The following is an 11,861-nucleotide window of genomic DNA, read 5'->3' as shown; positions in this document are numbered from 1 at the left end:
CGTGGGGATCACATTCTGGATGGTTTTGATGCCCATCCTTGCCGGGCTGTTGGTGTTGTTGATACCTCGCACCGGAGAGGTGGCGCACCGTCTGCTCGCGCTGCTCGGTGCGCTCGCGGCACTGGTGCTTGCCTGCGTGGCGTGGGCGCGGTTCGACTACCACGCAACCGGCTTTCAGCAGGTGTCTTCGCTGCATTGGTTCACGTTGCCGAGCCTCTGGCACGGCGCAAGCGGCAGTGGTCTCGGTGGTCTTGAGATTGGGCTCGCGTTTGGCGTGGACGGTCTGTCGCTGGGACTCGTGCTGTTGACCGGCGTCATTGGCCTGCTCGCTGTCCTGGCGGCGCGGCCCGCGGAGCGCACCCGCGAGTACTTCTTCTGGCAGTCGTGCGTTGTCGCCGGCCTCTACGGCGTGTTCTCGGCCCTGAATGTGTTCACGTTCGCCGTGGCCTTGGAGCTGACGCTGTTCGCGATGTTCTTCCTCCTTTATCTATTCGGGCAAGGACGGCGCCAATTTGCCGCGATGCAATTTCTGTTGTACCGCGGACTGGCGACGGTGCCGCTGCTGGCGGCCTTCGTTGGACTGGCGTACGGGGCGGTCGGCGGTTATGCCGCCACGGCGGGGGCCATCACCGACCACAGTCTGACGCTCGATGTGCCCACGCTGCTGCACGTGCTGCCCAGCGCGTCGGCTCAGATGCTTCCCGCATCCATCCGGCACGTGTTGTTTCTGTGCCTGTTGTTGGCCGTGTTTGTGGAAGAAGCGTTTGTGCCGTTCCACACCTGGCTGCCGACCGCGCACGAAGCGGCGGATCCCGCGACCAGCATGCTGCTCGGCGGTCTGCTGACCAAGACCGGCGCTTACGCGCTGCTGCGCTTCGGGGTTGGAATGATGCCCGGTGAGGTTCGGCATTTTGGCACGCTGCTCGCGGTATTCGGGGTCATCAACATTCTGTACGGAGCGTTTGCCGCCTGGGCACAGGCCGACTGGCGGCGCCTCATCGCCTTCTCCAGCATCAGCCACATGGGATTGGTGCTGCTTGGCATCGCGGCGTTCAACGCCGCAGGGCTGCAGGGGGCCATGTTCCTGCTCGTGTCGTCCGGCTTGCTGACCGCGCTCCTGTTCTTTCTGGTCGGCGCCATTGCGGAGAGAACTTCCACCAGCCGGATTGCGGAGCTCGGCGGCCTGTCCCGGCGCATGCCGGTGCTCTCCGGCCTGCTCTTGGTGGCCGCCCTCGGCAGCCTCGGCCTGCCGCTGACCAGTGGCTTTGTCAGCGAAGTCCAGGCGTTCATTGGTAGCTTCGGCAGTTTTCCGGCCGTGTCGTTCGTGGCGCTGCTCGGCGTGATACTGTCCGCCGTTTATCTGCTGCAGGCGATGCAGCGAACCACGTTTGGCCCGCTGTTGCCCGCCTACGGCAGGCTCTACGACGCCTCGCCCGGCGAGTCCATCCTGGCCGGGCTGCTTGTGGCGATGGTCTTGTTCATCGGGATTTACCCAAAGGTCATTGGCGATCTGTTCGGGTTGACCGTCAACGCTCTGCTGGGGATGGGGGGATAAGTCGATGCCGAATCTGGATGTGCTGCACCAACCGTACTGGTCGACCATGGGCCCCATTCTCATTCTCAGCGTGACGGCATTCGTGGTGATGGTGCTGGAATTTTCCGTTTCCGGCAGGGGCAAGCGGTGGCTTCACGGCGTTGCGCTGTTCGGCACCGCCGCGGCACTGGCGGATGCCATTCTGCATCTGTACGCCAAACCGCAGGCTGTGTTGGCCACCTTGCAGAACGACATTCTCGCCAACCTGTTCACCGTGATTCTGTTGTGCACCACCTTTCTGGTGCTGCTGTTTGCATGGGACTACACCCAACGCGTGCCCTTGGCCCCGGAGCATACGTACTTGATTCTGTTCGCGGTCGTTGGCGCGTTGACCATGGTGTCCGCCGTCGACATGGTGGCGCTGTACGTTGGGTTGGAGGTGCTGTCCGTGAGCAGCTACGTGTTGGCGGGGCTGCGGACCCGGAAGCTCTCCTCCGTGGAAGGAGGCATCAAGTATCTGGTGATGGGCGGCGTCAGCAGCGCCCTGTTGCTGTATGGACTGTCGTTCGTCTACGGATTGTCCGGGACCACCAATCTGGGCGAACTGTTCGCCAACCAGACGTTCACGGCCGGGGCGGCCATCTTCCAGCAGTATCCGGCCATCACCGCGCTGGCGTTCGTGCTCATCCTCGCCGGGCTCGGTATCAAGCTGTCGCTCGTTCCCTTTCACATGTGGACGCCGGACACCTACGCCGGAGCGCCGAGTCCGGTCAGCGCCATGTTGTCGACCTTGGCTAAAACGGCCGCCTTCGGGATGCTGCTTCGCATCGTCCTGTACGTGTTCGCCGTGTCCGGGGACAACCTGTTCTACCTCATCAGCCTGTTGGCCGCCGTCACCATGGTGGTGGGCAACCTCATCGCCCTGCCTCAGCAGGACATGAAGCGTCTGCTCGCCTATTCCAGCGTGGCACAGGCCGGATATGTTCTGGTCCCGTTCACCATGTTGACCAACGCCACCGTCGTGGACTGGGGATCGCTCGTGGACAGCATCGGATTCTACCTGTTGGCCTACACGTTCATGACCGTCGGCGCTTTCGCCATTGTCCATGTGGTTCAGGATGCGCGCGGCAGTCGCACGGCGGATGCCCTCACCGGGCTGTACCAGCAGTCGCCCTGGTTGGCGGGCAGCCTCACCGTGTTTCTGCTTGGCCTGGCCGGCATGCCGCTGACCGCAGGTTTCATCGGGAAGTTCTACATTTTTGCCGATACACTGCACCTGCATCACGCCTGGCTCGGTGTGCTGCTGTTCCTGACCAGCGTCGTTTCGTTCTATTACTACTTCGGTCTGATTCGCAAGCTGTATCAACCCAGCATCTCCGTTCAACCCGCGCGCGTCCAGCCGACCGCCGCGATGAGCGCACTCGTGGGGTTGTGTGTGCTCGGCACCATCGTGCTTGGGATTGTGCCGGCCAGCTGGCTGCACGTCCTGGCCGCGTTGACGTAAACTGAAGACAACCACCGGCGGGTCGCTCTGCGGGGCGGCCCGCTGTTGTTGGAGGGGATTGTGACATGAGTGTATGGACTGTAGCCTTGGCGGTGGCCGGTGCGTTTTTTATGCTGGCCTTCCTCATCGGCACGTACGTCACCTGGCAGGCGCTCGGCGTGCTCAAATGGGACAAGTTCGTGTTCGATCCGGACGGCCACCCAACCCGCGTCCTCCGCTTTCTCCTCTCCCTGATGGGCGGCTTCTTTGTTGGCGCGACCGCGGCGGCCTACTCCCTGGCATGGGAGGCGCTCCGACAACTCTGAACCCATCGCGGGTATAAATCGCCGCCGTCAGCAAACGCTAAAGGGACGTTGCCGACAGGAGGCGCGAACAGGATGGAGATTCGGTCAAACCACACATCCCACCGCCACGCATATCGGCCGCCGAAACTGGCGCGCTGGTTCTTTTGCCTCGCCGCCGCCGCCGCGCTGGCGGCATGTCCCGGTTCCGCGTGGGCCGGCACCCAGGCGGCCACACCGCCGACGGCTCCGTACAGCAAGCCAATACCCCCCTACGCCAAATGGGGCAAGCTGGCTGTCCAGCAGGCCCAGCGCTGCTATCCGCGCGCGCAGGTGGTGGATTACCTGCACCTGGGTCGCAGTGAGCAGGGCCATGGCCGTGCCGAAGAAGCGTTCCGACTCTGGCTGCGCGAAGGCAAACAGGAGTGGGGCGTCGTGGTGCGGTTGCAGTTCAATGTGCAAACCGAGGCGCTCCTGCGGGTGCGTTGCGAGCGCGTACCCTGACCATTGGCGTCTGAAATTCTTTCAATCTCTCGATGCGGCTGGTATAAATCATAGACCACCTGCCCAGACTGTCTGCTGTCAGGAAAATCTGCGGTGCGGACGGGGGAGTGTCTGGGATGAGGAAACGGTGGTTATGGATGGGCATGGCGGTCGTTGCGGCGGGATGGATGACGCTGGGTGCGCCGATGCCGTGGGCCCGTGCTGCGGCGGCGCAGGTCAGCCGCGAACCTGTCACGGCGACGGACATAAACGATACCGTGCGGATCGAATGTGAATATGTGCAGAAAAGTTTCCTAGCGACGGGCGCCACGGCGACCGGCTACACGGTGCACAGCTGGAGCCAGGTCAATGACAAATTCTCGTCAATTCCTGCCTTGCGACAGTTGGTTGAACGCGTTCAGCAGGACTTGCGGGTGCAAAACGCGAAGTGGGTTACACAGGATGGTGCTACGGAACATTACGCGGCACTGGAGGGAACTGCCGCCAACGGGGCGGATGTGACAATTACGGCGAGCTCGCTGCAGGCCTCCGGCACTGCGGGGCAGACGCTGTTGGCCGTTCGCGAGGCGACTTCCAACCGCGGATTGGACACGCTGTCCGATACGTGGCAGCAGTTGGCGAACACCGTCGCAAAGATTGCACCGAGCCCACAAATTAGCACTTGTATAGACGGTTTTACCAGTGCTAGAATGGGGGGCGTTCAAGCGGAGAAATTCGTGCAAAAGGCACTCGCAGCGGTGGGTGCGAAGCGCGTGGAAGGGATTAACACCGACCTCGTGACGAGCATATCCGCGTATTCATCGGCAGCCCCAGGATACATATTGACCAATGGGCAGAAAATGAACCTACAAGTGGCCGTTCATTATGACGCCTACCACCAGCGAACGAATGTCCTCGTCGGTACGCCCATCCTCACGGAAACGTACTGATTCGGACTGTGGCGCGGAGCGGTGGGGGCACAGGAGTGGAATTAATGGCAAAGATTGTAATTGACGGGGGCCACCGTCTGGAAGGGCATGTGCGCATTGGCGGCGCGAAGAACGCTGTACTTCCCATTCTCGCAGCCAGTCTTCTCGCATCTTCGGGGACCAGTATGATTGACGAAGTTCCGTCGTTGCTCGACGTTGAACATATGATCCATACCATATCCGCGCTGGGTGCAGAGATCCAACGGGAAGGAAACACGCTCCGCATCAATGCGGCACCGGTGAACCGGGTGGATCCACCCTATGATCTCGTGCGCAGCATGCGGGCCTCGTTTGTCGTTGCGGGACCGCTTTTGGCCCGCTTTGGCGAGGCCATCATCGCCATGCCCGGAGGCTGCAACATCGGGCCGCGACCCGTGGATCTGCACATCAAAGGGTTTGAAGCGATGGGTGTGCAGACGCGGATGGAGAACGGCTATGTGCATTTCATCGCACCCAAGGACGGGCTCAAAGGCGCCCGCATCTATCTGGACATCGCCAGTGTCGGCGCCACGCAGAACATCATGATGGCCGCCACGCTCGCGAAGGGACAGACCATTATTGAGAATGCGGCCAAGGAGCCGGAAAACGTGGATCTGGCCAACTACCTCAATGCGATGGGCGCGCGGGTGCGCGGCGCGGGCACGGACACCATTCGCATTGACGGGGTGGATGCGCTGCACGGCGCCAATCACAGCGTGATTCCAGATCGCATCGAGGCCGGTACATTCCTCATTGCCGGTGCAGTCATGGGCAACGGCGTGTACGTTGAGAACGCCCTCTCTCAGCACCTGACCTCCATCATTGCAAAACTGGAGGAAGCGGGGGCCCGCTTCGAGGATGACGTCCAGGGCATTCGCGTTTGGCCCGTGGAGAACGGTCGGTTGAAGGCGCTGGACGTCAAGACCCACTACTATCCAGCGTATCCCACCGACATGCAGGCGCAGATTGTCGCAGCGCTGACCACCGGTATCGGCACCAGCATGATCACGGAGACTGTGTTTGAGAATCGGTTCATGCACGTCGCGGAGTTGCAGCGGATGGGGGCGGAGATCCACATCGAGGGACGCACGGCGGTCATTGAAGGCATCGAGAAGCTGTCCGGTGCCGACGTCACTGCCACAGATCTCCGCGCCGGCGCGGCCCTGGTGATTGCCGGTCTGATGGCGGAGGGGACAACCACGGTGAGCGGATTGCACCACATCGACCGGGGGTATGACAACCTGGTCGGCAAGTTCCAGGCACTCGGCGCAAAGATCCGCCGCATTGAAGACTAACGTCTGCCGCTGGACGAACGGAAACAGAGAATTCTAGTGGGCATGGAGATCCCCTTGGCCGCCCGGGCCAAGGGGATTTTTGCGCCGCCTCGCGTCGCGGCACACCAAGATCAACGCCTCGCCATCGACCAACGCGGACCAGGTGCCGGGCGTCGCGACGGCGCTGTCCCCATTCCTCAATCCGGTTGCCCCGCTGTCACCGGCACCGCGCGTTCCTGCCGCCAGGCCGCCGCGTGCTTGCGCAGCAGCGAAAGAAATTCGCGCACCGCGGGAGACATCCATCGCGCTCGGTGATACACCAGCTGTGTGGACACCTGCACCGCCTGGTTATCCCACCGCAGGGCCGCCAGGCGGCCGGCCCGGAGTTCCGAGGCCACGGCAATCCGGGGCAGGAGCGCCACGCCAAGGCCGCTCATGACGCAATTCTTGATGGCCTCGATGTTCCAGAATTCCATGGTGGCTGCGGGTTGGATGCCGTGGGATTGGAGGTAGCTGTCAAACAGTCCCCGGTAACTGCACCCCGGCTCCGTGTGCAGCAGGGTTTCGTGCTGCAGGTGGACGGGTTCCACACGAGCCTGTTTCACCAGTGGATGAGAGAGGGGCGCAATCAGCACCATCGGCTCCCGGACGAGCGACTCAATCTCCAAATCCGGCGCCTCCGCCTCCGGTTCCAACAGCAGGGCCAGATCCGCCTGCCCGCTGCGGACCTGCGTCCGCAGTTCCCAGCACTGGCCGGGTTTGAGAATGACTTTGACCTGCGGGAACAGTGAACGGTATTCCATCACCACCTGCGGCAGCCGATAAGCGGCCAACGATTCCGGTGCACCGATGGTGATGGTGCCCGAGGGCGGGCCGTCCGGCTGGAACAGCGCCTTCGCCTCGCCTTCCCACTGCAGCATCTGTTTGGCATAGGGCAGCAAGCGCCGGCCGTTCTCCGTCAGCACCACCGTCTTGCCGAGTCTATCAAACAGCGGGACGCCCAGTTCCTCCTCCAACGCCTGAATTTGGGCGGTCACGCTGGACTGGACATAGCCCAGTTGTTCCGCTGCCTTTGTGAATCCGCTGAGTTCCGCTGCCACAACAAACGTTCGCAAGTGCTTCAGTTCCATGGCGCACCTCCGCTCACCCCTTGGCGCTTCAATCGAACATTTCGATGGACAAAATCGAAAGCATTCATTTTACCGATGTATTGATTGCATGATACGCTTTCTCCACAACAAGTGGAAGAGGAGAGACAACATTCATGCAATCACAAAGGAATGCGCATGCGACCATCGGCCTTCCACAGGCCGTTGCGCTATACATCGGCGCGGTGCTGGGCTCCGGCGTACTGCTGGTGCCTGGGCTTGCGGCCGAGATTGCGGGGCCTGCATCCCTTCTGGCCTGGGGCATGATGGCACTGCTCGTGCTGCCAATGGCGCTGGTGATGGGCCTGCTGTCCGCGCGGTTTCCCAACGCGGGCGGCGTGTCCCACTTCGTAACCCGCGCGTTCGGCGAGCGCGCCGGGGCCACGGTCGGTTGGTTTTTCTTAATGTCCGTTCCCATTGGGGCGCCCGTGGCAGCCATCACCGGGGCGGGCTACCTGACCGCCGCGCTGGATTGGGGACTTGGCGCCCGCGTCGCCATTGCCGCAGTGATTCTGCTTATCGGCATTGTCCTGAACACCGTTGGCATGAAACTGGCCGGGCAGGTTCAGGTGGCGGTGGTGGCCGCCATCATCGCCGTGTTGCTGCTGGCCATTGCCGGCTCTGCACCCAGCATTCACGCGGACAACTTTACGCCGTTCGCGCCGCACGGCTGGGTGAGTGTCGGCCGCGCCGCGGCGATACTGTTCTGGTGTTTCATCGGTTGGGAAGCCGTCTCCCACCTGTCTGAGGAGTTCGTCAACCCGGCGCGCGAAGCCATCCGCGGGGTGACCATCGCCGCCATGTTGGTGGGCGTGCTGTACTTTCTCACCGCGTTGGCCGCCGTGGGGACGCACAGTTATGGATCCGCCGCGTCGAGCGCCTCCCTGGTGCTTGTCATCCAGCACCTGTTCGGCCGCGCCGGGGCCATTCTCGCCGGGTTCACGGCTGTCTTCATCTGCACGGCCACCGTCATCGCGTATGTTGGCGCTGCTTCCCGGCTCGCCCAGGCCCTCGCTCGCGGCGGCCACGCGCCAAAGCCGCTCGCATGGACCTCCCAACGGTTCGGCACGCCCATAGGCGGCATTGGATTCCTGACCCTCTGCTTCATGGGTGTGCTCACGTTGTACGGCGCTGGGATGGTGTCGCTCACCACGCTGATTCAACTGCCCAACGCCACCTTCATTCTCACCTACCTGGGCGGTTGCGCCGCTGGGGTGCGCCTGCTCCGAGGGACGTTTGGAGGCGCCTTCGTCAGTTGGCTGTCGTTGGTAATGACCGCCGTCATCTTTCCCTTCGTGGGCCTGGCAGCGCTCTACCCGCTGGTGATTGCGGGCAGCCTGTGGAGTGTCTTGCGCTGGCAATCCCGCAAGCGGCGTCCAACCGCTGAACCCCTGAGCCACCCCTGATCCTGTCTGCCCACCGGAGGCGCCGGCGGGCGATTTTATTGTGTTCAATCCCTCTGTCGATTGGGAATGGATAGAATGAAATTACAATGTCATTGCCGCCCATTCGCTCCGGACAGGGGCGGATGAGGGCCGGCGAGGAGGGGATCTCCATCCGAACCCATGGCACGCCACCCCGGGCATCCAAGAATGGCGTTGTCGACCCCCGTGCGCGGATTGGCGGTGGCTGGGGCGGCGGCGCTCAGCCACTGTGGCCAGGATGTGGCGGGGGTGGGGAGCAGTCGGCAGTGAACGGGTGGCAGCTTTGCCCCCTGGGCGATTCGGCCGTACGGATTCAGTTCGGTGATCAACTGGACGAGACTGTGCATCGCAGGCTGTTGACCATCGCCGACCAACTCCGGCAGCACCCGTTCGAAGGCATGGAGGAATGCGTACCCGCGTACACCACGCTCACGGTGTTTTACAATCCCGTTCACATGGACTACGCGGACGTCGAGCAGCGGTTGACCGAGGTGCTGCAGCAGATGTCAGACGCGCCGGTCCAACCCGGACGGACGGTGGAGATACCGGTCTGCTACGGCGGCGCGTACGGCCCGGACATCGAGTTCGTGGCGCTCCACCATGGATTTACGGTGGAGGAAGTCATCGCCATGCACACCGCCGCGGCGTATCGCGTCTATGCGCTCGGATTCTCGCCGGGATTCCCCTACCTGGGCGGACTTCCCACGGCGCTCGCCACACCGCGGCGCGCTACGCCGCGTTTGGCGGTGCCCGCAGGATCGGTCGGCATTGCCGGCGTGCAGACGGGCGTCTACCCCGTGGAGACGCCGGGGGGCTGGCAGATTATTGGACGCACGCCGCTCGCCTTGTTCCGGCCGTGGGAACACCCGCCGACGCTGCTGGCGCCAGGGGACACGGTGCGTTTCCGCGCCATTCCAAGCGAGGCGTTCGACGCATGGGCGGAAGGCGGGAGGACATCATGATGGGCCGACGTGACGGGGCACAGATCGCGCCGTCATGCACCCGCGATGCACCTGCGGTGGCGCGGGTGCGCGCGCCCGGATTGCTGTCCACCGTGCAAGACCTGGGACGCACCGGGTATCGGCGGTTTGGCGTAATTCACAGCGGCGCGATGGACCGCGTGGCTGCGCAGGTGGCCAATCTCCTGGTCGGGAATCATCCAGCCGCCGCGGTGCTTGAGATGACATTGACGGGCGCCGCGCTCCACTTTGAACAGGAGGCGCTGATTGCAGTCACCGGCCTTGGTTTGGCGACCTTCGTGGACGGTGAGCCGGCGCCGTGTTGGCGGCCGTTGTATGTCGCGGCCGGATCGACCGTATCGTTTCATCCGCTGCCCCAGGGGTGCCGAACCTATCTGGCGGTGGCCGGTGGATGGATGGTTCCATTGTGGCTCGGCAGCGCCAGCACCGACATCCGGGCCGGCTTCGGCGGCCTGGCGGGCCGTCCGCTGCGGGCGGGGGACGCATTGCCCATCGGCTGTGCTTCAGAGCGCGGACTGCGCATCCTCGCCGCGCTCAAAAGCAAGCGCACCAGGGCACCGTTCGCCGCGCCGCTGTGGCGCGTCAGCTGGAATGCGCTGCCGCGCTACGAGATCAATCCGGTGATTCGCGTGATGGAAGGCCCCCAGGCGAACGCGTTCACCGTGGACAGCCAGAGGGCGTTCTTTACCTCACCGTTTCGGGTGACACCGCAGTCGGATCGGATGGGGTATCGGTTGGACGGACCCGCGCTGTCGCTGTCGCGGCCGCTCGAGATGCTGTCCGAGGCGGTGACCGCAGGCACCATCCAGGTTCCGCCCGATGGTCGGCCGATTGTGCTGATGGCCGACAGCCAGACCACCGGCGGCTATCCGCAAATTGCCCAGGTGGCGAGTGTGGATTTACCCCGGTTGGCCCAGTTGCGGCCGGGACAAACGATGCGGTTTGCGCCAATTGGCGTGCGGGAGGCGCAGCGTCTGTGGAGGCAGCAGGTGCAGTGGCTGCGGTGTCTCACCGCGGCGATTCAGCAGGCGTTCTGAGAATGGAGGAGAACCGATGCGCAGTGTGGATATCAACGCCGATATGGGTGAAGGCTTCGGGGTCTACACATTGGGAGCGGACGCCGAGCTGTTGGAGGTGGTGACCTCCGCCAACATCGCCTGCGGGTTTCATGCGGGCGATCCGGCCACGATGCACAAAACCGTGGCGCTGGCCCTGGACAGAGGCGTCGCCATCGGCGCACATCCCGGGTTGCCGGATCGGTTGGGATTCGGGCGGCGAGCGATGGACATTGCCCCGGCGGACGCGTACGACCTGGTGGTCTATCAAATCGGGGCGCTCCACGGCTTCGCGCGGGCGCTCGGCGCCAAGATTCAGCACGTGAAGCCGCACGGCGCGCTGTACAACATGGCGGCCAAAGACGCGCGGTTGGCGGAGGCGATAGCCAACGCCGTGTACGACACGGACGCGGAGCTCATCCTGTTTGGTCCGAGTGGCAGCGAACTGGTGCATGCGGGGCGCAGGTTGGGCCTGCGTACGGCCAGTGAGGTGTTTGCGGATAGGACCTACCAGGCGGACGGGCGGCTGACTCCGCGATCTCGGCCTGACGCCCTGGTCACCGACAGTCAGCAATCCGTACAGCAGGCCATCCGCATGGTCATGGAGGGCAAGGTGACCTCGCAACAGGGGACGGATGTACCGGTGGTGGCGGACACCATCTGCATCCACGGCGACGGCCCGCATGCGCTGGCGTTCGCTCGGCTCATTCGCCAGTCGCTGGAGGCGGCGGGGATTGCGGTGCGGGCACCCGAACGGGCGGGGGGCTGACCGCCGATTGGAATTCCTGGGCACCACGTGTTGGTCATCACGCGGCTGCGTGGCGTGGACGGATATTGGGAACTGCCATTTTCACTATCGTAAAACGACGATCCGGACATTTGTACAAGAGCGTGTCCGAAAAGCCGTTGATTTTGGGTGAATAGCAAAACGCACCTAACCGTAGAATTGGTAAAATTGTAGCTGACCAAAACAAACAATTTACCAGTTCCGGAGGTGCGTTTCCCATGGAATTGCAGTTGGACCTGCTTCCATATGCCGAGTATAACACGCTCGGCTTCGATCCTGCACTGATTGATTACGTGGTCCACATTGATGATTCGTTCCTGGAGCATCTGATTGGTCCTCTGTATGAGAAGACCGGCCGCAAGCCCACATCCCCAGTGGCCTATTTCCGGATGCACTACCTGTACTTCACCAGACCCGAGATCA

The 11,861-nt window shown here is 63.0% G+C and carries 12 protein-coding genes; 11 read left to right on the top strand and 1 reads right to left on the bottom strand.

What is annotated here, in order from left to right:
* Position 1: 1 nt before the first annotated feature.
* From G463_RS0104755 to murA, 6 genes are all read left to right on the top strand, one after another.
* Positions 2-1,555 carry a complex I subunit 4 family protein gene (locus tag G463_RS0104755; RefSeq protein WP_026974242.1) on the top strand — a complete coding sequence of 518 codons (1,554 nt, stop codon included), beginning with the start codon at positions 2-4 and terminating at the stop codon, positions 1,553-1,555.
* A gap of 4 nt (positions 1,556-1,559) precedes the next feature.
* Entirely contained in the window at positions 1,560-3,038 is a 1,479-nt protein-coding gene (locus G463_RS0104750) for an NADH-quinone oxidoreductase subunit N (protein WP_026974241.1), read from the top strand.
* 65 nt (positions 3,039-3,103) lie between these two features.
* Positions 3,104-3,343 carry a DUF1146 domain-containing protein gene (locus tag G463_RS18855; RefSeq protein ID WP_035485767.1) on the top strand — a complete coding sequence of 80 codons (240 nt, stop codon included), beginning with the start codon at positions 3,104-3,106 and terminating at the stop codon, positions 3,341-3,343.
* Between the two features lie 72 nt (positions 3,344-3,415).
* A complete protein-coding gene (locus tag G463_RS21600; protein WP_051321942.1) occupies positions 3,416-3,823 on the top strand; it encodes a DUF3889 domain-containing protein in 408 nt (135 codons plus the stop codon).
* A 116-nt stretch (positions 3,824-3,939) separates the two neighbouring features.
* Positions 3,940-4,752, top strand: coding sequence for a YwmB family TATA-box binding protein (locus G463_RS18845; RefSeq protein WP_084171223.1), 813 nt, complete (start codon positions 3,940-3,942; stop codon positions 4,750-4,752).
* A 44-nt stretch (positions 4,753-4,796) separates the two neighbouring features.
* On the top strand, positions 4,797-6,065 hold the full coding sequence (murA, locus tag G463_RS0104730) for a UDP-N-acetylglucosamine 1-carboxyvinyltransferase (RefSeq protein ID WP_026974239.1): 1,269 nt from the start codon (positions 4,797-4,799) through the stop codon (positions 6,063-6,065).
* Between the two features lie 176 nt (positions 6,066-6,241).
* Here the strand turns inward: murA and G463_RS0104725 are convergent, their stop codons facing one another.
* Positions 6,242-7,174: a LysR family transcriptional regulator gene (locus G463_RS0104725; protein WP_026974238.1), complete on the bottom strand. Its 933-nt coding sequence runs from the start codon at positions 7,172-7,174 to the stop codon at positions 6,242-6,244.
* Between the two features lie 134 nt (positions 7,175-7,308).
* Here G463_RS0104725 and G463_RS0104720 point away from each other — a divergent pair, with 134 nt between their 5' ends.
* The 5 genes from G463_RS0104720 to G463_RS18840 all read left to right on the top strand — a co-directional run.
* Entirely contained in the window at positions 7,309-8,598 is a 1,290-nt protein-coding gene (locus G463_RS0104720; protein WP_026974237.1) for an amino acid permease, read from the top strand.
* A gap of 284 nt (positions 8,599-8,882) precedes the next feature.
* On the top strand, positions 8,883-9,578 hold the full coding sequence (pxpB, locus tag G463_RS0104710; RefSeq protein WP_026974236.1) for a 5-oxoprolinase subunit PxpB: 696 nt from the start codon (positions 8,883-8,885) through the stop codon (positions 9,576-9,578).
* A complete protein-coding gene (locus G463_RS0104705; protein ID WP_156900095.1) occupies positions 9,578-10,633 on the top strand; it encodes a 5-oxoprolinase subunit C family protein in 1,056 nt (351 codons plus the stop codon). The genes pxpB and G463_RS0104705 overlap by 1 nt, the downstream gene beginning before the upstream one ends.
* 16 nt (positions 10,634-10,649) lie before the next feature.
* Positions 10,650-11,420, top strand: coding sequence for a LamB/YcsF family protein (locus tag G463_RS0104700; RefSeq protein ID WP_026974234.1), 771 nt, complete (start codon positions 10,650-10,652; stop codon positions 11,418-11,420).
* Between the two features lie 236 nt (positions 11,421-11,656).
* On the top strand, positions 11,657-11,861 hold a 205-nt coding region (locus tag G463_RS18840), incomplete at its 3' end, for a hypothetical protein (RefSeq protein ID WP_035485761.1).

The sequence above is a fragment of the Alicyclobacillus contaminans DSM 17975 genome (genome assembly GCF_000429525.1).
GTDB classification, from domain to species: domain Bacteria; phylum Bacillota; class Bacilli; order Alicyclobacillales; family Alicyclobacillaceae; genus Alicyclobacillus_A; species Alicyclobacillus_A contaminans.
The sequence above is the reverse complement of the archived record's forward strand: the minus strand, read 5'-3'. Positions and strand labels throughout refer to the sequence as shown.

Bases quoted from the DNA above. Each gene is read 5' to 3' on its own strand.
- G463_RS0104750 (WP_026974241.1), top strand. From the start codon at position 1,560: ATGCCGAATCTGGATGTGCTGCACCAACCGTACTGGTCGACCATGGGC.
- G463_RS18855 (WP_035485767.1), top strand. From the start codon at position 3,104: ATGAGTGTATGGACTGTAGCCTTGGCGGTGGCCGGTGCGTTTTTTATG.
- G463_RS21600 (WP_051321942.1), top strand. From the start codon at position 3,416: ATGGAGATTCGGTCAAACCACACATCCCACCGCCACGCATATCGGCCG.
- G463_RS18845 (WP_084171223.1), top strand. From the start codon at position 3,940: ATGAGGAAACGGTGGTTATGGATGGGCATGGCGGTCGTTGCGGCGGGA.
- murA (WP_026974239.1), top strand. From the start codon at position 4,797: ATGGCAAAGATTGTAATTGACGGGGGCCACCGTCTGGAAGGGCATGTG.
- G463_RS0104725 (WP_026974238.1), bottom strand. From the start codon at position 7,174: ATGGAACTGAAGCACTTGCGAACGTTTGTTGTGGCAGCGGAACTCAGC.
- G463_RS0104720 (WP_026974237.1), top strand. From the start codon at position 7,309: ATGCAATCACAAAGGAATGCGCATGCGACCATCGGCCTTCCACAGGCC.
- G463_RS0104705 (WP_156900095.1), top strand. From the start codon at position 9,578: ATGGGCCGACGTGACGGGGCACAGATCGCGCCGTCATGCACCCGCGAT.
- G463_RS0104700 (WP_026974234.1), top strand. From the start codon at position 10,650: ATGCGCAGTGTGGATATCAACGCCGATATGGGTGAAGGCTTCGGGGTC.